A 19600-nucleotide genomic window follows, 5' to 3' on the forward strand; every position below is an offset into this window, starting at 1 on the left:
GGGACTCCTTAGACGTCGAAGTCGACGGTAACTTCTTCGCTGGTGGGGTGGGACTGGCAAGTGAGGACGTAGCCCTTGTCCAGCTCGTCCTGTTCAAGGGCGTAGTTCTCATCCATGGTCACGGTACCGGTGATCAGCTTGGCGCGGCAGGTGCCGCACACGCCGCCGGCACACGCGAACGGAACGTCAGGACGGACGCGCAGCGCTGCGTTGAGGATGGATTCGCGGGCATGCGTCGGGCTGGCGACATCGCCGGTCAGACCATCAAGGGTGAACGTGATCTTGTAGGTGTCCTGCGACTCGTCCTCCACAACAGGACGGCCGGCGTTGCCTTCAGGGCGGTCCGGTCGGCCGGTGGTGAACAGCTCAAAACGGACGTGTTCCGGCTCCACGCCGCGGGCGGCGAGGGTGTCCCGGCACAACTGGACCAGCTCGAACGGCCCGCACAGGAACCATTCATCAACGTCCTCGGCGTGAATCGCCGAAGACAACAGGGCCTGCAGCTTCTCCGAGTCGATGCGGCCGGTCATCAGCGGCGCGATCCGCTGCTCCCGGGACAGCACATGGTGCAGGGCCAGGCGGGTGGGGTACTTGTCTTTCAGGTCCGCCAGTTCCTCCAGGAACATGACATCCATGGCGGCCTTGTTGGCGTACACGAGGTCGAAGGTGGTTTCCGGGTTGGCCGCCAGCAGCGTGCGTGCAATCGCGATGACCGGCGTGATGCCCGAACCCGCGGCGATCGCCACGAAGTTGCCCGGCTCCCCCGCCAGTTCCTCCGGGTGGTTCATGGAGTTCATGACGTTGTGCTGGACCGGTGAACCGTCCTTGCCGTGCCGCGAAATGAACGCACCCTGCGGGCTCATCACATCCAGTACGTCCCCGGCCTTCAGTTCGGCATTCGCCCACGTGGAGAACAGCCCGCCCAGGTCCTTCTTGATGGCCACCCGGATCTCGCTGCTGCCGTCCTCGAAGCTGCGCGGCTCTGCGCAAATCGAGTAACTGCGGCGGACTTCATGGGGCTCACCGTTCTCGTCCGGAAGCGTCGTGCGCAGGGCGACGTACTGGCCCGGGAGGTAGTCATACTGGCCGGCAAGTTCCGCCGGGACACCGAACGTGACCTCAATGGCATCGTCCGTGAGGCGCCGGACTTCCGCGACGGTCAGGTTGTGGAAAGACGCACGACGGCGGCTGGCCGTCTGTGTTTCGGTGGTCATGGCTGCTTCCTTAGAGGACTTTGAAGTAGTCGAACGGTTCCTTGCAGTCCTGGCAGACAAACAGCGCCTTGCAGGAGGTGGAACCAAAGCGGGTGAGTTCCTTGGTGTTGAGCGAGGAACACTGGGGGCATTTCACGGCCAGGCTCAGGCGGACGGGACCGGAATGGCCGCCGGCGGCAGCCCTGCCGCTGGGCGGAGCAATCCCGTACTCCTCCAGCTTGGCCTTGCCGGATTCGGTCATCCAGTCAGTGGTCCACGCCGGCGACAACACCAGGTTGATGTGGACGCCCGCATAGCCTTCCTTCTCAAAAGCCTTGCGGAGATCGTCGCCAATGGCGTCCATGGCCGGGCAACCCGAGTACGTGGGCGTGATGGTGACCTCGACGGCGGTACTTGCCGGGCCGCCGTCGGGAGCGCCCTCATGGTGGGGTGCCTCCGTAACGCGGACGCCGCGCAGGATCCCCAGGTCCTCGATGGTGAGGACCGGGATCTCCGGATCGCAGACCGTGGACGCGATGTTCCAGGCCTGCTGCTCAGCCTTGCTGAGCGGCTGCGTTTGCGGCTGCGTTTGCGGCTGCGTTTGCGAGGGGGTTGCCACGCTGGTCACCAGCTCGCGCCGGGGTGCTCGCGGGCCAGGACCTGCATTTCGGCAAGGATATAGCCCATGAACTCGGAGTGCTTTCCGCGCCGTCCTCCGCCGGGTGCCTGCGGGACACCTGGAATGTCCAGTTCAGCCTCCGTCATGATCTGCCCCGTGAGGCGATCGAATTCGGCACGGAGGGAGGAAGGCTGGACTGTCACACCGGCTTCGGACAGGCGGGTGGTGAGTTCATCGTCCTCGAAGAGTTCGTCAACGTACGGCCACACGAGCTTGAAGCCCTGGATGATGCGGGCGCGGGACTCATCCGTGCCGCCGGCAAGACGCAGCACCCACTGGGCACTGTGGTCGCGGTGGTAATCCACTTCCTTGACAGCCTTGGCAGAGATGGCGGCGATCGTGGCGTCCGTGGACTCCATCAGCCGGCTGTACAGCCCGTACTGGTAGAAGCTCACGATGAACTGACGGGCGATGGTGACAGCGAAGTCACCGTTGGGCTGCTCAAACAGGTGCGCCGAACGGAACTCGTGCTCGCGGCGGAAGTAGGCGAGGTCGTCCTCCGACTTGCCCCATGCGGCTCCGGCGTAGGTCAGGAAAGAGCGTGCGTGGCCCAACTGGTCCAAGGCGATGTTGCCCAGGGCGATGTCTTCCTCGAGCTCCGGGGCACGGGAAATCCAATGGCCCAGTCGCTGGGCGAGGATCAGGCCGTCGTCGCCCAGGCGAAGGGCAAACTCAGCCACATCCTCGTCGGGCTTGACCTGGCCGCGGCTGATTTCCAGCGCGATGTCCTCAGGACGCAGGGCGTTGCCCGGCGTGATACGCGTTGCGCTGGCCGAACCGTCACCGGAAGCTCCGGCTCCGTGAACGCCGACGGAGATATCGCCGTGGCCTTCGATTGCGAAGTCAGTGTCTTTGGTGGTCACAGGTGCTTCACGCCTTCGCTCTTGGTGTAGTAGGTGGCGTGGCGGTAATCCTTGCCCTGCGGGGACTCGAAGAAGGCACCCTTGGCATCGGGATCACTGGAGGAAATCGCCTCGGCCGGGACAACCCAAATGGAGACGCCCTCGTTCCGGCGGGTGTAGAGGTCGCGGGCGTTCCGGAGGGCCATCGCCGCATCCGGAGCGTGCAAGGAACCTGCGTGCACGTGGGACAGGCCGCGGCTTGAACGCACGAAGACCTCCCACAAGGACCACGGGTGCTCTTCCTTGGCGCCGCCGGGGGTGCCGGCCGGGCGCGCGGCGTGGGCCGTCGTCGTGCTTTCTGCGTTCGTAGCCGCCACCTTGGGGGCTTCGCGCTTGATCTCGCCGGCGGCGCTTGCCGGTTCTTCCGGGTTACCGTGGGGAGCCATTATGCTGCGTTCACTTTCTCTGCTTGCTTGCGGGCGTACGCCACTGCTGCTTCCCGAACCCAGGCACCATTTTCGTGTGCCTCGCGGCGGCGCTCGATGCGCTGCGAGTTGCAGGGACCGCGGCCGGCCAGGACTTCCTTGAACTCGTTCCAGTCCAGGGGTCCGTGCTCCCACTTCTTGGTTTCTTCGTTGAAACGGATGTCTTTGTCCGGGAGGGTCAGGCCCAGGACCTTGACCTGCTCCACCATCATGCCGACGAAGCGGCTGCGAAGCTCGTCGTTGCTGAAGCGCTTGATGTTCCATGCCATGGACTGCTTGGAGTTCGGTGAATCGTCATCCGGCGGGCCGAACATCATCAGCGACGGCGCGTACCAGCGGTTCACGGCGTCCTGGGCCATCTGCTTCTGCGCAGGCGTGCCGTTGGAGAGCTCAAGCAGGATCTCAAAACCCTGGCGCTGGTGGAATGACTCTTCCTTGCAGATGCGCACCATTGCGCGTCCGTAAGGACCGTACGAAGCCCGGCACAGGGGCACCTGGTTGCAGATGGCGGCGCCATCGACGAGCCATCCGATGGCGCCCATGTCCGCCCAGGAAACCGTGGGGTAGTTGAAGATGGAGGAGTACCGGGCCTTGCCGGCAATCAGGTCTTCCATCATCTGGTCCCTGCTCTGCCCCAGCGTCTCTGCTGCGGAGTACAGGTACAGGCCGTGGCCTGCCTCATCCTGGACCTTGGCCATGAGGATGGACTTGCGCTTCAGGCTGGGCGCGCGCGTGATCCAGTTGGCTTCCGGCTGCATGCCGATGATTTCCGAGTGTGCGTGCTGCGAGATCTGGCGCAGCAAAGTCTTGCGGTAAGCCGCCGGCATCCAGTCGCGCGGTTCGATGCGCGAGTCCTCCGAAATGATGCGCTCAAAATACGCCTGTCCGGCTGCCTCCCGCTCCTGCTCTTCCGGGGACAGCTCAGCGGGCACTGACTGCAGATTCTGCGATGCCATGGTTGCTCCTAATAAATTACCGACCGTTCGTTCAGAATATGCGGAGCGGATGATGTCAGTCAAGCGTTCACCGGAAGGCCGCGTCAGCGGTTTATGACTGTTCCCGTGGCCTGGCGTTGTTGACAAGGCTCCTGAGATTCGCCGTGTTAACTTGGGGTGGGGCCTCAACCGCCCCACGCCAACGCAAGAAAAGAGCCCTACGTGCAATCGCCCCAGCCCTTCCGAATCCTCACCGTCTGCACCGGAAACATCTGCCGCTCCCCCGTGGCCGAGAGGTTGCTCCAGGCTGGGCTCAACCAGGTAAGTCCGGGATCATTCGAGGTCCGCAGCGCCGGCACGCGGGCCATGGTGGGCGAACCCATCCAGCCCCTTTCGGCACAGATCATCAGCACCTTCCGCGGAACTCCGGACGATTTTGCGGCCCGGCAGCTCACCCAGAAGATCCTCCGGGAAACGGATCTGGTGCTGGCCATGACGTCCAAACACCGCGGCGAAGTACTCCAATTGGACGCATCGCTGCTGAAACGCACGTTTACGGTCCGCGAATTTGCGCGCATGTTGTCCGTCCTGGAGACCCGCGACGGCGCTCCCGCCACCGGGAATATCGTGGACTTCTGGCGCGACCTCCCCGCCCGCGCAGCATCTGTCCGGCACCTCGCGCTCCCATCCGATCCTGCCGACAACGACGTGGTAGACCCCTACCGACGAGCGGAAGAGGTCTACCACCAGATGGAGGATCAGTTGGCCCCGGCCATCCTGGGTATCCTCCGGTTCGCGCGCCTTACGGCGCCGGCCTAGTTATCAGCTGCTAGTTCAGGGCGATCACCAGCATCTGGTTGGTTCCGGGGATGCAGGTCTGCAGGACCACCGCTGGGAATCCGCCGAACACTGCTGCCACATCATTGGTGGTGCCGGGGTTGGGCACTTGGCCCCTGCCCGTGGCCGTGAAGGTCCCGTACCCCGGAATGGAAACCGTCTCACCAACACCGATCCCCGAGAACCGGGCCCATCCTCCGCAGAAGTCGTGCTCGGTGATGAACACGGCGTAGGCGTTGGTTGGCGTGTAGTTGATCGGGCCGATGCACGCATCCACCAGTGATTGTCCACCGGCACCGGCCACGTAGATGGTACGCACAGCGGGGGCAGGAGCAGGTGCCGGCGCCGGCGCTGCCACGACGGCAGGGGCGGCTGCGGCCTGGGCCTGCGCAACCGGGGCCTGCGCAACCGGGGCCTGCACTGCCGCCGGCGGGGCGGCGGGCGCAACAGGCGGTCCAGTGAGCTTCAGGACCTGGCCCGGCACGATTACCGAATAAGCACCCAGGCCGTTCGCAGCCAGCATGGCGTTGACGTCCACACCGAACCTTGAGGCAATGGAGCCCACCGTGTCACCGGATGCCACCGTGTAGAGGTTGGGGTCACCGGCCGGAGGGGCAGGTGCAGCTTCGGCGGCCGGCGCGGGCTCGGCAACTACCGCGGGGACGGCGGCCGGTGCGGCCTCTGCGGGAGGTGCCGCAGCCGGTACCTCTGCGGCCGGTGCGGCCGCTGGTGCCGCCGCTGCGGGAGCTGCCTGGGCGGCCGGTGCGGCGTCCGCGGATGGTGTCGAAGTTGCGTCGGACGACGGCGACGCCTCCGGCGCCGCCGCTTGTTCATTCGACACTGATTGTTCGACACTGGCCGGTTGCGTGGCCCAATTGACCACCCCGAAAAGCAGCGGAATCAATGCCAGTAATGCAAGAACGGCGCCGGCAATCATGAGCTTGGATTTACTGAACGGCGTATGCCAGACAACGCCATTGTTCTTACTAAGGGAAGTTTGAAGATCTACATCATTCATGTTCATGGGAACTCCGGGACTCCATGGCTTGGACCGCGCGTGGGAGCCGTTGTGGCCCAGGTGCAGAAAGCGCAGCTATGTATAGGGAGGAGCACCGCCGCACTACGGCGGGGTGCGGTCCACCGCTGAGCCGGAGGAACGGAATTGCAATAAACCCCTGCGAATTCAAATATAGGAATTGGCCACTGCCGGCTGCACGAGTAGGAGATACTCGACTTTCCCTGCAAGGGAAGCGCGGCGCTGTCAGGTATTACGCAGTTTCCGGGAACGGACTACTTGGCAGTACTTAGGTCCCGGTTGATGGGACGTTGGCGGGAAGAGCTGCAGCCTTGCGCGCTTCACAGGACATTTATTGTGCCCTGAACGGGTGTTTTCAGCGTATGCTCTCCTCAGCGCAGCTAAGACGGCGTCGTTCGCTTTTGGTGGGGCCACTTTTGAAGGCAGGGGTTCAGTGGCGGGAGTGAAGCACGAGGTTCTTTCGAAGCGCTCGTGGTCGGGACGCGGAATGCCGTTCTTCCTGATTGCGGTCGCCTTCTGCGCAGTACTGCTGGCCGTTGGCCTGGCAAGCGGAACCGGCACCAATACAGCCCAGCTCGCAGGTGACCTGGCGATCCTCACAGCCGTCCTGACGGCACTGACGACCCATACGCGCGCAGCCATCAAACAGCCGGTCAACGCTACGGGCCGCTGGTTCGTTGTGGCGGGACTGGCGCTCTGGTCTGTCGGCCAAGGCAYCTGGACGTTCAACGGCATCACCCTCGACCACGACTACCCTTTTCCGTCGTTCGCCGACGTCGGTTTTGTTTGGTACGCGGTACCGGCCTCCATTGGCTTGGTCCTGCTTTTGCGCGGACAGGGTTTGCGGCTGCCTTTGCGCCGGGCCATCCTCGACACGGGGGTAGTGGCAAGCTCCACGTTCTTCATCGCATGGAGTTCGGTCCTGGGTCCGCTGGCCAGTGCCAAGGACAGTGACGCCTTTGCCCGGATAACACAGATGGCCTACCCCATCGCAGACGTCCTTATGGTCTCCGTGGTCATCGTCCTCACCATGCGTGCGGCCCGGGGGCGCAGACTGCCGTGGCTAAGTCTTGGCATCGGTTTCTGGATCCTTGCCCTCACGGACCTCGCCTACATGCGGCTCACCCTGGAAGGCATTTCAGGTGTCACAGGATCGCCCTTGGCGCTGGGGTGGGTAGTAGCCTTCCTGCTGGTGGGCATAAGCCCGCTGGTGCCGGAAACCGGCAGCAATCGCAAGGACGGCCGCGGTTATGCCGCCGCCCTTGAGCTGCTCCCCTACCTCCCCGTTTTCAGTGCCGTGTTCTTCTCCCGGACCGGCCCCATCGGCGCCGACCCCGTCCTGCTGGTCATCGGCCTGGTGGTCCTGGGGTTCGTCATCGTGCGCCAGGTGCTGATCGTCGTCGAAAATGTGACGCTCACACGCGACCTCGAGTCGAAAGTAGCCGAACGCACGGCCGAACTTGAGGGGCTGGGGGCGATCGTCAATTCCTCCGGCGACGCCATTGTCGGCGAAAGCCTGGACGGTGTCATCACCAGTTGGAACCCCGGGGCCGAAAAAATCTTCGGGTACCCGGCCTCGGAGGTGATCGGCAGGAAGGGCGACTTCTTCATCCCGGCAGCTGCGCAGGAGGAAGAGCGCCGGGCAATGGACGTCACAGCCCGGACCGGGGACGTGCAGAACTACGAAACGCAACGCGTTCGCGGTGATGGGGCCACCATCCCTGTTTCCGTCACTCTCTCCCCTGTCCGGAACGCGTCCGGGATACGCGGAGTGGCCTTCATTTCGCGTGATATCACTGAACGCAAAGCCGCCGAATCCGAACTTATGGCCGCGCGGGAAGCCGCGTTGGAAGCAAGCAGACTCAAATCCGAATTCCTGGCCACCATGAGCCACGAGATCCGGACACCACTGAACGCCGTGATCGGGCTGACCTCATTGATGATGGACACGCCGCTCAGCGAAGGCCAACGGCAGTACGCCCAAGGTGTGAAGGGAGCCGGCGAAGTCCTCCTCACGCTGATCAACGACATCCTGGATTTCTCCAAACTCGAAGCCGGGAAAGTGGATCTGGAAGTCACCGCCTTCGACCCCCGGGCACTCGTGGAAGAAGTCGCCGGACTCGTGGCTGAGGCCGCACAAGGCAAAAATCTGGAACTCATCTCCTACTGCCATCCCGATGTTCCGGGACGGCTCATGGGCGACTCCGGCCGCATCAGGCAGATCCTGGTGAACCTCTCCTCCAACGCCGTGAAATTCACCCCGTCCGGAGAAGTCGAAATCAAAGTCTCCGTGCTGGGGACAGATGCCGGTAACGCCTCGCTGCGCTTTGAAGTCCGTGACACGGGAATCGGCATCAGTGCCACCGACCACCACCGCCTGTTCGATTCCTTCGCCCAGGCAGATGCTTCAACTACGCGCCGCTACGGTGGAACCGGGTTGGGGCTGGCCATATCCCGGCGGCTCACGGAGGCCATGGGCGGCCGCATCGGTGTGGACAGTGAGCTGGGCAACGGCAGCAAATTCTGGTTCGAACTGGAACTGCCCATCGGACCGCCGGCCTCGGAAACTCTCACCCTGCCTGCTTCCCTGGCGGGCAAGAGGGTGCTGGTGGTGGACGACAACGCCACCAACCGCCTCGTGCTGGAGACCCAGCTGGACAGCTGGGGCATGACGCCGGTGGCTGTGGCCGATGCGTCCTCCGCGATGACCGAATACCGCAACGCCGTCCTGGAAGGCCACCCCTACGACATCGCCGTGGTGGACATGTGCATGCCGGACACCGACGGCCTGGAGCTGGCACGCCTCATCAACCATGAAAGCACCAACCCCGGAACACCCGGGATCATCCTGCTGACCTCCACCATGTTGGTGGACAAAGTCGATCTTGCAGCAGCCGGGATCCGCGAGTACCTCACCAAACCCGTCCGCAGTTCCGAGTTCTACAACCGGCTCCTTCGCCTCATGGCCACCAGAACCATGCGTGCCCCCGCAGCACCGGCACCCTCAGCGGCCGCTCCGTCCGCCGAGCCGGTAGCACGGCTGGGAAAACTGCTCGTGGCAGAGGACAACGAGGTCAACCAGCTGGTGGCACGCGGCATGGCGAACCGCCTCGGTTACGGCGTGGACATAGTCGAAGACGGCGCACAAGCCGTGACGGCGGCCCTCACCGGGAACTACGCGGCGGTACTCATGGACTGCCACATGCCGGTCATGGACGGCTTCGACGCCACCCGCGCCATACGCGCCCGCAACGGGCATTCGGCCCGGATCCCCATCATCGCCATGACGGCCGGAGCCCTCAACGAGGACCGCGAGCGCTGCTTCGCTGCCGGCATGGACGACTACATCAGCAAACCCGTCGACCTCGCTACTCTGGGAACCGTACTGGCGCGTTGGGTGCCGCAGTTGGAAGAACCGACGACGGCGGGAGCCGCCGCTGCTCCCACACCGCCCGCCGCCGGGGTGCCGCAGCCGGCGGAAGCACCGCCGTCGGACGCGGTTGTTCTCGACACCGGGAGGCTCCAGATCCTCCGCGAACTGGGACCCGACGACGGCGTGGGCCTGCTCCCGGCGGCCATCGAGGCCTTCCGGCAAGATGCCGGCGGAACCGTAGAGGCACTGCGGTCAGCCATCGACGCCGGGCAACCGTCCGCCGTCGAAGCGGCCGCACACAAACTTGCAGGCGCAGCAGCCAACATCGGAGCCGTGGGCGCCGCAGCCTTGTGCCGGGAACTGGAAACCCTTGGCCGGGAGAGCAGGCCGGAGCTGGTCGCTGATGGAACGCGGCTGCTGGAGCGGCTGACCGCAGAACTGGCAAGGGTTGACCATGCCCTTGAGCGCATCTTACTGGGAGCCCTATGAAGATCCTTATAGCGGACGACGACCAGATCTCCCGCATGATCACTAAAGCGGCCGTGGAACAATCCGGGCATGACTGCATCGTGGCCGTGGACGGCGACTCGGCCTGGCAACTCTTCCAGGAGCACAGACCGGAAGCCGTAGTGACGGACCTGATGATGCCCGGGCTCAACGGGCTGGACCTCTGCCGTGCCATCCGGGCAGCGGAGAACGACCGGTACACCTACATCATCCTGGTGACCTCCCATGGCTCGCGGAAGGACGTCCTTGCGGGAATGGAAGCAGGAGCCGACGACTACGTCACCAAACCCCTGGACCCGTTCAGCCTGCACATCCGGCTCCTGGCCGCCCAGCGTATTACGTCGCTGCACGCGGACCTCGCCCGGTACCGTTCGGCCCTGACCGAGCAGGCACGCACGGACCCCCTCACCAAGGTGCACAACCGGCTCAAACTTTCCGAGGATCTGGGAGACCTGCACGACGGAAGCCACGGCTACTGCCTGGCCATGGTGGATGTTGACAACTTCAAAAGCTACAACGACATCTACGGCCATCAAGCAGGCGACGCCGCGCTGGTGGCCATCGCCGCCACCCTTTCCGGCGAAATCCGGGCCACGGACGCCGTGTATCGGTTCGGTGGGGAAGAGTTCCTGTTACTGCTCCGGGAACAGTCGGCGGCTTCTGCGGAAAAGGTCATGGAACGCGTGCGCTCAGCCGTGCACGATCTGCGGATCGAGCACTCCGGCGACCCCGACGGCGTCCTGACCATCAGCGCGGGAATCGCCGCTTCATCGGGGGGCCACCCCGCCGGAACCGAACAGCTCCTGCGGGAGGCCGACCTCGCCCTGTACGCAGCCAAAGCTGCAGGCAGGAACAGGGTGGCCCTTGCCCATAACTTCTATGCGGAATGATCTGTGCGTGGCTGTAGCTGCCGGCTAAATCCGCCGGCCAGGATCCGGTCCTGGCGCAGGGTCAGCATGTTCCTGTTTGTATGGTGTTGTTTCGTTTGATGTTGCTGGTGCCGGGTGCCAAGTGGATATCCCCTGCTGCACACGCCCTGTTGTCGGTGGCGACCACGTTGGTGATCGGGCCTTGAGCGCCGAAGTCGCCTATGTGGATGGCGTCGTAGCTGCCTTCGGGGAGCACGTGACCGAATTCCAAATCGTGGATGTAGTTGCCGCTCAGGATCACCCCAGTGACTGCCCCGGTGCGGTTGTCATAATAGCCGGTACGGATACCGTACGGCGCCCCATAGAACTCGTTGTCGGCGACTTTCAGGTTATAGATCGAGTGGTTGCCGACCGCTAGTTGCATGCTGCTGCCCCGGTGTCCGCCCCGGACCGTGTTCCCGATGTAGTTGATGTCGTGAGTGGTTCCATCGATGGTGTGGGCTACAAGGCCGTCGTCACCGTCGGTTCCAACGCGCTGGTCGATGGCATTGCTGATGACATCGCCGAAGGATGAGTCCAGGACGTGAATGCCGTCAAGCTGGTCATATTTGCCGCTCGTGACCACAACGGTGCTGCTGTTCGTAACACAGAACTTCGTGGTCCCGGCGGCGGCGATGGAGTATGTGAACGGGTTCTTTACATGCACCCCATCCACGAGGTTGTTGGAGCCGCCCCGGATGTCCACGACGTACTCGCTCAAGCGCCCGTCCAAACTGTTACTGGCTGGGAGGGTGTTGCCTGAATGGTCCGCCGTGAGGTTCGTGATCGTGGTATTCGTGGCGTAGTTGGTGGTGACAATGGGGTAACCACCGTACGGTCCTTTTGTCGACAGGAAATCCGGGCCTGCTTTGAGGATCGTGGCCGGGCCTGCGCCCTCCAGTTTCACATTGTTCGCCATTCTGAGCTTGCCGTTGATGATGTAGGTGCCTGCTACAAGTTTGACGACGCCGCCCCCGGCTGCTCCTGCGGCGTTGATGCGGTTTTGGATGGCGCTTGTGTCGTCCCCGGCATCGTTGACGGTAGTAGTGACTGTGTAGGCCCTGGTGGCGGTGCTGCCTGTCGCACCGCTCTTGGTGCATGCCGCATCCGCAGTTGTGGCCGTGGGAGCTGCTGACAGCGAAAATGCCCGACCGGCTGTTGCTGTCGCCGTCGCCGTCGCCGTAGCAACAGGCGCCCCGGCCATGGCGAGTGAGGCAACTGTGGCCGCTACCGCCAAAGCGGTCCACCGCCGTCGTGGTTGCGCCCCGGTACGGCGCATCGGCAGTCCCAATTCAATGTCAGCAGTTCCCACTGCGATCCCCCAAAGTGTCAAGACGCTCCGTCGGCGCCGTTCGCCGGACTCTGCGTATGGACACACTCGCCGGGCAAAACGATGAACCTCGTCCCGTGGATAACGTCAGTGAAGTCACCATCCGGCATCGGCCCCGGGAACAAAGTAGCTTTCCGGTTTCCGTGGAATCCCGCCGTCGGGAAAGAGCGCCTCTACCTGGGAGGCGTACTGCCTGATCCGACGCTGTTTCCCGGCAAGCCCGTCGTCCCAGGACCAGGGCTCGTATCCCAGCTGGTTCATGAACCGTGAATCGTGTCCGGCCTGGAGGTCGTAGGGGAAATCCGAGTACATCACCAGCCTGTCCCGATGGTCCGTCCCCAGTTGGCGGGTAATCAGATGGTCCACGTGTTTCCCCACGCCAGCCGGGCAGAAGAGCAGCTCCGCCTGAGTCTCCGCCAGCAGCGTGGCGACGGTGGCTCCGAGCGAGCGGATGAGCCCCTTGTCCCCACGCGAAACCCTGCCCTGGGCGATGTCGAAGCGGTAGGTGGGGTAACGGTGGGTGAACTCCGGAAGGAGCCGGTCCCATGCGCTGCTCGACCACCGCGCCGGCCGCCGTCGACGCCGGAAGAGGGCATCCACGGCCCCGAGGTGAAGGGACTGAACGCCCATGTCCGTCAGGACCTCCCGGTCCTCACTTTGCCGGGCCCTGTAAAGGCCACCGGCGTCCCCCACCACGCATTGGCGCAGGAACGACCCCGCAGCCCTGGTGTGCGGGCCGGGATCTGCGTCGGAGAACAGCGTGGCCACCACTATTTGGCGGCCACGGGCCTGGGCTTCCATCAGCGCTCCGCAGGACAACACGGCATCGTCGAGGTGAGGGGAAAGGACCAGCCAGGGCGCATCCCCGGCCATGGACCGTTCGATCCTGTTAAGGAGTTGCACGTCAAGCCCCTTCCCCGGATGCGGTCGGTTTCAGGGTTGCCACCGCGTCCTTGTACGCTGCAGCCTGGCGCTCGGCCAACACGTCCCAGTCATACGCAGCGGCGAACCGGCGTCCCTCTGCTGCCACCCCGTCAAGCGCCGGCTCCGTGTATCGGAGGGCGATCTCATCAGCCAGCTTGGCGACGTTCAGCGCTTCGACCAGCCAGCCGACACCCGTCGGGACGATCTCACGGAGGCAGGGGATGTCGAAGGCAATCACGGGGGTCCCCACCGCCAAGGCGTCGATGGCAACCAATCCGAAGGTTTCGTGCCGGGACGGCACCACCACGAGCCGCGCATCGCTCAGCGCCTGGAACTTTTCGTCACCTGACAACCATCCGAGCATCCGCACGCGTCCACACAGCCCCGTCTCCCGGATGCCTTCGCGGAACCTGGCTTCATCCGGACCCGTGCCGGCCACCAGCAGGTCGCCATCCACCCGGTCACAGCATTGCGCCCAGGCTTCCAGGAGGAGGTCCAGGCCTTTGTGGCCGTACTCCAGGCGGCCAATGAACATGACGTCCTTCCCCCGATGTGGAATGGGTTTCCACGCGGCCGGGTCCACGCCATTTCCGATCACGTCCACGTGGAGGCGCGGATTCAGCTGCGTCAACCGCTCCGCGATTCCCTGCGAAACAGAGATGAGCCTCCGGTGCGAGCGCACCCCCAGCCGCTCGAGCCAGTGCAAGGGGAGTTTGTACTGCCGCGCCTTCTCCCTGGCATGGAGCCACTGGACAACCCCGATGGTGGGGCGCCGGGTCCAGAGCGGTGCGGCCATCGTTGAGAAGGGGGCAAAAAAGTCCTCCACCACCAGGTCTGTCTTCCCGTGCCTCCTGAGGGTTTCAAACGGCAAACACAGAACATACGCCAGGAGCCTGGACAGCCGGTTGCGGCCTTCCCCGAGGCCAATGGGGACGTAGTGGACCCCGTCCTGGACACGCTCTTCCCATCCTGGATACCGGGTGGTGAGGACCGTTACGTCGAAACCCCTCGCCGCCAGCCGTTGGTTTATCTCGTGGGTCCTCACGGATCCTCCGCCGGCTCCTGGCATGCGTGGATCTTCGAAGCCCAGATGCAGTACTCTCATCTATTTTTCCGTTCCGTAGCTTTTGGAGGGCTCACCGATGTTGGTCATCGCCGCCTGTTCGAGATCAGCCGGTTCGACAAACCAGATGGTCGTTTCGCCGTTGGTCGGGCCCGGCGTCGAGACCAAGGGCCTTGCATGCTCCTTCAACCAGGCGAGCATGGTGGGATTGGCATAGCCGTAGCCTTGGCTGGTGGGTTTGGATTGGGTCAGGATGTAGCTGGCCCCGTTCTGCTTCATCAGGGGCGCCGAAGGCCAGATACCAAACCGCGGGTCATCCAGATAGGCGAAGTGGCCTGTGCTGTTGGTGACGCTGATCCGTGCGTCCGCTGGCAGGTTCGCCTGCACCCAGTCGTTGGACCGGACGAAGCCGTTGTCCACCGTCAATTCAGTCCGAAGACCCAGCACCACGGTCAACGCCACGAAACAGACGCTGACGACGCCAAGGGTTCTGCGTGCGCGGTGGTGTCTCTCTTTGAGCTCCACCACCACAATGACCGAACACAGCGCGCCGGCCACCATGACGCCGTACCCGTACTGTTCCTCAAAGGTGCCAAACGCTGCGCTGTAGACGCCGGCGGCTCCCAGGGCCAAGCCGCCCAGCCCGACCAGTCGCCTCCCGGCATGATGGCTGAAGCACAGGATGAGTCCCACCAGCGGGCACAGGCCCAGGAGAAGATAGCTCGTGCCGAAATGCCCGCTTTGCTCAATAAGGCGCGACACCAAGCTCGGTGATCCCTCAGAAGTGAAGCCGGTGGTCTTCTCCACACCGGACATGCGCACCAGCCCGTGGGTCTTTGCCCACACCCAATCGGAAAAATGACCGCCGGCGGCAACCACCAGCAAGTAGCTTGCATAAGGCAGTACGCCGAAGACTGTCAGCACCAGCGCTTCCCGCCACGGAAGGGTCTTCTTCCACACAACGGCGGCCAGAACGGGAGCCAGCGTGCAAATGAAGAAGAAGTCCTTGCACAGGATGGAGCACCCGAACAACAATCCGGCAGCCATCAATCTGAGGAACCATCGCGCCCTGCTCCCAGGCTCGCGGGCGCCCACAAGCAACAACATCCCGGCCAGCGCGGGAACCATGGCAGATGTCTCAAGGAAGGCGTGGCTGTTGTTGCGCAGGATGAACGGTTCAAAGGCCAGGAGCACGGCGGTAAGCCATGCAGCGGTCTTCGTGGCCAGATGGCCGACCAACAAGAATCCGAGCCCCACGGTGACAGCCCCCAGAACGCCGTTGAGCCACCGTAGCTGCAGCGTCACATCGATGATGTCCCCGAAAATGCCGAACACCTTGATGACTCCTGCTTCAAGCAGGAAATATCCGGGCGGATGCAGGAAGAACGGCCCGTCCGGCAGCGTGGGAAACATGCCGTTGCTGACCGACTCCCCCAGCCGCACATACAACATTTCATCCACCCACAACTCGAAGCCGCGCTCCAGCCCCAGCGCCCGGACACCGAACGCTGCGACAACAACCGAGCCGACTGCCAGTGATTTATTGGACGCTCTTCTTCTGATCCAGGCCGGCAGGCGCCCCGCGCGCCGGGATCCCGTGTGGTTGGACCGACGGCCGGAACTCCTTCTACGGGCACCATGAGTGCGGCGGCGGAAAAACTTGAAGTCATTCCTGTGTGGCAGCAACCCACGCTGATGCGCCAAGACAGCGACCCCGCTGATCATGGCGGGCAGAAGCCAGAGCAGCGGCTGCAGGTGGGCGGCCACGCCGAGGACCACGATCAGGGCGACCGCCAGGATGGCAAAACGGCCTGCTCCCTTTCCGGGGTTGGCGTTGGCCAGCACAGGGCGGGCCAGAACAGCCATGACCAAGGCCGCCGACACTGCCCCGGCCGCGGCACCTGCCGCCATGCCCGGTACCCTGTTCAACTCCCATCCAACCCAAAGCCCGCCAACCACCAAGAGGCATGCACATGCGAGGCCCAGTTGGCATCGGCGATAGGCGCGCACAGCCAGAAGGATCGTGGAAAGCACCATCAGGACGGCATAACCGAGACCTGATGCGGCCAGCCACGGGAGGAGGTCAATGGAACCGTGGTACTTCCGGGGAATCACCAGGCCGGCCAGCTGAGGCGGTGCCGTGGCAATGATGGCAAACGCCACCACGGCCAACTGCCCGAACGAGGAAAAGGCTCCGGCCAGAATCCGGCCAACATCAGCGCCAGGACTCCGCAGCAAGGGGAATGCCACCAACGCGGTTCCGGCCGCCACATAGACGGGCCCCTTGGCCAAGGTGGAGAGGGCCTGGAACCCAGCCGCTGCCACCGATCCTTGGTCCAGGAAACCAACCACCACCACGTCCATGCCCACCAGCACAGACACGACGCAGAGAACTGAGGCGATGTCGCTGGTTTCCGCCCAACGCCATTTCTCACGCAGCACCCTGGGACGCCAGCGCAGGTCACGGTAGAAAGCCGGCGGTACCACCAAACCCGCCAAGGCCCCCACCGCGAAGCCCGTCACCGCGCCCCCGGCACCCCAAGCCAGCACGGCCACCACCAGGCTGACAAGCAGCCTGACCACAACCTCGGCCACGGTTCCCACGGCGTACCACGTAAAGCGCAATTCGCCCTGGAGCCATCCGGCAGGCACCGCCACCACAAAAATCGTGAAGGAGGCCAAGCCGACAGCAAGAGCCATGGAGGGAGTACCAATGACGAGAGTGAGGCAGCCTGTCACGATGGCTGCCACCAGCCCTGCCAGACACGACACAAAGACCGAGAACGACAAACCATCCCGCCGACCCTCCGAGCCCTCCGCGTGAACAGCCACGGTGTGGGAAAGAGGAAGGGGAACCAACGCAGCGGCGACGATGCCCACAATGCCTACCAGCATCGCGGCCGCTGCGAACAGGCTGTAATCAGTGGTTGGAAGCAGGGCCGCCATCAGCAACGTGCAGGCGTAGCTGACCACCCCGACTACACCGGCCGAGACCGCAAGAAGGCCACTGTTCTGCGATACATTTGTGCCTTGGTCCGGCGTTCGGTTGGCGCGGCCGCCTGTGTCCGCCTCCCGGGAAGGGAAAGGTGCGGTGTCCGCTTCCACGGAGCTATTGGCCATCGATTACGTCAGCCGGAGCAAACAGGCTTTCGGGTCCGGCAAGAAGCGTGTAGCGGCCCGCCTGGCGAAGTTCCGGGTTGGCAACGCCAATGCTCTGTGCTGCAGCGAAAGCCTCGAATTCGTCGCGTCCCTTCATCAGGATCGCCACGCGCCCGTCACTGCTCAGGGCTACTTCATCGGTAGGCCGCAGAATCGACTTGAGGGATGCTCCGTGCGGCAGTTCGAAACGAACCAGGGTGGAGAGATCCGAGTGACAGGCCCGGGGATCTCCACCGTCCCGCCGCAACTTCTCCTCTTCCAGCAGCACCCCCGTGAGCAACCTGGTGCTGCGCTCCCAAGTGAAACAACGGGCCCACTCACGGCACTCATCCGCAATGTCCGTGAAACTGCCCGGCTGGGACAACGTGGCCATGACTTGAACCATGGTGCGGCCAATATCTGCAGGGTTGTCCACCAGCCAGCCTGTCCTGCCATCAACCACCGAGTCCCGTATTCCGGGCACGCGAAGCGCCAGGCAGGGAACTCCCCAGGCCGCGGCCTCAACCACCGAACAACCCCAGCCTTCGGAGGCCGAGGTGGAAGCTGTCAGCCAGGCCCTGCCCAGCAGTTCGTCGCGGACGCCGTCGGGCTGATAACCATGGAATGTCACTGCATGATCCAGGCCAAGATCCATCGCGATCTGCTGCAAACGTGCCCGTTCCGGCCCGTCCCCAACGATGTCCATCCTCAGGTTCGGAACGCTTCGTGCGGCAACGGCGAACTGGCCCAGCAGCAGATCCAGCCGCTTATGCGGCACCAAACGGCTGACGACGGCGACGGTTGGCTCAGTTGCCCGTGTGGCCACTGCCTTGGGGATGTCGATGGTGCCGTTCGGAACCACGTGGATGGGGCTTCCAAAGCCAAGTTTCCGCAATTCCAGCCGCGTTGACGGTGACACCGCAACCATCGAGCGCCGCCCGTAGACCCTCTTGGCTCCTGCACTCTCCAGGAACCTGCCCACGGCAGCCAACGGTGGAGAGAACCTGCTGCGGAACTGCTCCTGATGGACGTGGTGCACCAGCTGGATGATCGGAACATCCTTGGGCAGGAACAGCGGGGAAAAGAACGGAATCCCGTTCTGGCAATCCACCACGGCGTCGAACTGTCCGGCGCTGCGCAGGAGTCTGGCTGCGGTCTTTCCGTAGATGGACAGCGGTCCGCCGGCACGGAGTATCCGGATGCCGTCGATTGCATCCTCCGGCAACTGGCCGGCGTCGCGCGCTGTGAACCAGGTGACCTTTACGCCGCTGTCCACCCACCTCTTGGATATCTGGTGCATGTATTGCTCGGCACCGCCGGCAAGGGAGTGCCGGATATCGCGCCAGTTGAGCACCAGCACCCGCTGTCCAGCAAGCCTCGCGGGAGAGTTCATGTCGGGCAGGGCAAAGGTCATGATGTTGCTTTCTGAAGTTGGATCACTGATGCGAAGCTGGCAACGCCATCGTGGAAGGGACGGAAAGTGGACTCAGCACCATCCGTCCAGGCCACGGGGAGTTCGATGATCCTCGCGCCGTTGTTCTGTAACCGCAGGAGGAGTTCGACATCGAAGGCGAAGCCCGTGCTCCGGCACTGCACCATGGCCGCGGTGAGCGCGTCGCGTTCGAAGAACTTGAAACCGCACTGGGTGTCCTGGATCCCCTTGACCTTGGAGCGCGTCAATACCCGGAAGGCTGTGCCTCCCATCCGGCGTCCCAAATGCTGGGGCCGCACAAAGGTGGAACCGGGCGAATGGCGCGAGGCAATGACGGCGGCTGCGCCGCGCGAGAGATGGGCCATGGTCTTGCTGAGTGTTTCCAGCGGAGTGGCGAGATCGGCATCGAAGAAGCCGGTGAATTTCGATGTTCCGCTCAGCAGGCCACGGCGGACTGCCGCCCCCTTGCCCCGGCGGGCGCAGCCCACCACGGACACCGGCACGATGCCGCGCTGTTCACGGGAGATCCGGCGCACCACGGCTGCTGTCTCATCCACACTTCCGTTGTCCACCACCACGATGCGCGACGACCATGCCTGGCCGGCCAGGAAGTCGATGGTTTGGTGCAGGGTGTGGGGAATCCTGGCGGCCTCGTTGTAGGCAGGAATGATGACCTCAAGGTCCACGACGGACCGGCGCATGGATTCGGAGGGCCACCGGGGATGAGGATTCCCTCTCTTGCCGGGGTGAAAACTTTGCGGGTAAAGCGTGAACATCCGAACCTCCAACTTTCCGGGCACCGTACGAAATCGTGCTCGCCTATAAGCAGTGGGGGTGCTGCGCGAGTCATGACGCAGATCCGCGAGGATCTCCCGGGAGATGGGGTCGCTCCCGGCTTCCCCGGGACGTGCCCGGCGC

General features: G+C 63.8%; 15 protein-coding genes. 3 read left to right on the forward strand and 12 right to left on the reverse strand.

What is annotated here, in order from left to right:
* Positions 1–8: 8 nt before the first annotated feature.
* From paaE to paaA, 5 genes are read right to left on the reverse strand one after another with little or no spacing between them, the layout of a single operon-like run.
* Positions 9–1214 carry a 1,2-phenylacetyl-CoA epoxidase subunit PaaE gene (paaE, locus tag AB4Y81_RS03855; RefSeq protein WP_018776921.1) on the reverse strand — a complete coding sequence of 402 codons (1206 nt, stop codon included), beginning with the start codon at positions 1212–1214 and terminating at the stop codon, positions 9–11.
* A 10-nt stretch (positions 1215–1224) separates the two neighbouring features.
* The gene (gene paaD / locus AB4Y81_RS03860) at positions 1225–1821 is read right to left on the reverse strand and encodes a 1,2-phenylacetyl-CoA epoxidase subunit PaaD (RefSeq protein WP_441995353.1); all 597 of its coding nucleotides are present in this window, start codon (positions 1819–1821) and stop codon (positions 1225–1227) included.
* Positions 1818–2735, reverse strand: a complete 918-nt coding sequence (gene paaC, locus AB4Y81_RS03865) for a 1,2-phenylacetyl-CoA epoxidase subunit PaaC (RefSeq protein WP_018776923.1) — start codon at positions 2733–2735, stop codon at positions 1818–1820. Before paaC ends, paaD begins: the two co-directional genes overlap by 4 nt.
* Positions 2732–3160: a 1,2-phenylacetyl-CoA epoxidase subunit PaaB gene (paaB, locus tag AB4Y81_RS03870; protein WP_441995356.1), complete on the reverse strand. Its 429-nt coding sequence runs from the start codon at positions 3158–3160 to the stop codon at positions 2732–2734. The genes paaC and paaB overlap by 4 nt, the downstream gene beginning before the upstream one ends.
* Positions 3160–4155 (reverse strand): 1,2-phenylacetyl-CoA epoxidase subunit PaaA, encoded by a 996-nt coding sequence (gene paaA / locus AB4Y81_RS03875; protein WP_018776925.1) that lies wholly within the window; start codon positions 4153–4155, stop codon positions 3160–3162. Before paaA ends, paaB begins: the two co-directional genes overlap by 1 nt.
* 201 nt (positions 4156–4356) lie before the next feature.
* Here paaA and AB4Y81_RS03880 point away from each other — a divergent pair, with 201 nt between their 5' ends.
* Positions 4357–4953 carry an arsenate reductase/protein-tyrosine-phosphatase family protein gene (locus AB4Y81_RS03880; protein ID WP_018776926.1) on the forward strand — a complete coding sequence of 199 codons (597 nt, stop codon included), beginning with the start codon at positions 4357–4359 and terminating at the stop codon, positions 4951–4953.
* Between the two features lie 10 nt (positions 4954–4963).
* Here the strand turns inward: AB4Y81_RS03880 and AB4Y81_RS03885 are convergent, their stop codons facing one another.
* Complete coding sequence (locus AB4Y81_RS03885) at positions 4964–5995, reverse strand: LysM peptidoglycan-binding domain-containing protein (RefSeq protein ID WP_441995358.1); 1032 nt, start codon at positions 5993–5995, stop codon at positions 4964–4966.
* A 361-nt stretch (positions 5996–6356) separates the two neighbouring features.
* Between AB4Y81_RS03885 and AB4Y81_RS03890 the strand changes: the two genes are divergently transcribed.
* Together AB4Y81_RS03890 and AB4Y81_RS03895 are read left to right on the forward strand one after the other, a co-directional pair.
* Positions 6357–9869, forward strand: a complete 3513-nt coding sequence (locus AB4Y81_RS03890; RefSeq protein ID WP_441995360.1) for a response regulator — start codon at positions 6357–6359, stop codon at positions 9867–9869.
* On the forward strand, positions 9866–10777 hold the full coding sequence (locus AB4Y81_RS03895; protein WP_441995361.1) for a GGDEF domain-containing protein: 912 nt from the start codon (positions 9866–9868) through the stop codon (positions 10775–10777). The genes AB4Y81_RS03890 and AB4Y81_RS03895 overlap by 4 nt, the downstream gene beginning before the upstream one ends.
* 61 nt (positions 10778–10838) lie before the next feature.
* Here the strand turns inward: AB4Y81_RS03895 and AB4Y81_RS03900 are convergent, their stop codons facing one another.
* From AB4Y81_RS03900 to AB4Y81_RS03925, 6 genes are all read right to left on the reverse strand, one after another.
* A complete protein-coding gene (locus AB4Y81_RS03900) occupies positions 10839–12107 on the reverse strand; it encodes a glycosyl hydrolase family 28-related protein (protein ID WP_064721456.1) in 1269 nt (422 codons plus the stop codon).
* Positions 12108–12221: 114 nt separating this feature from the next.
* Entirely contained in the window at positions 12222–13028 is an 807-nt protein-coding gene (locus tag AB4Y81_RS03905) for a PIG-L deacetylase family protein (RefSeq protein ID WP_441995363.1), read from the reverse strand.
* A gap of 1 nt (position 13029) precedes the next feature.
* Positions 13030–14154, reverse strand: coding sequence for a glycosyltransferase family 4 protein (locus AB4Y81_RS03910; protein WP_079580918.1), 1125 nt, complete (start codon positions 14152–14154; stop codon positions 13030–13032).
* On the reverse strand, positions 14155–17217 hold the full coding sequence (locus AB4Y81_RS03915; protein WP_441995365.1) for a hypothetical protein: 3063 nt from the start codon (positions 17215–17217) through the stop codon (positions 14155–14157).
* Positions 17218–17221: 4 nt separating this feature from the next.
* Positions 17222–18664 (reverse strand): glycosyltransferase family 4 protein, encoded by a 1443-nt coding sequence (locus AB4Y81_RS03920; protein ID WP_441995367.1) that lies wholly within the window; start codon positions 18662–18664, stop codon positions 17222–17224.
* Positions 18661–19383 (reverse strand): glycosyltransferase, encoded by a 723-nt coding sequence (locus tag AB4Y81_RS03925; protein ID WP_018776935.1) that lies wholly within the window; start codon positions 19381–19383, stop codon positions 18661–18663. Before AB4Y81_RS03925 ends, AB4Y81_RS03920 begins: the two co-directional genes overlap by 4 nt.
* Between the last annotated feature and the right edge of the window lie 217 nt (positions 19384–19600).

This window comes from Paenarthrobacter sp. TAF1 (genome assembly GCF_052113825.1).
Classification (GTDB): domain Bacteria; phylum Actinomycetota; class Actinomycetes; order Actinomycetales; family Micrococcaceae; genus Arthrobacter; species Arthrobacter nicotinovorans.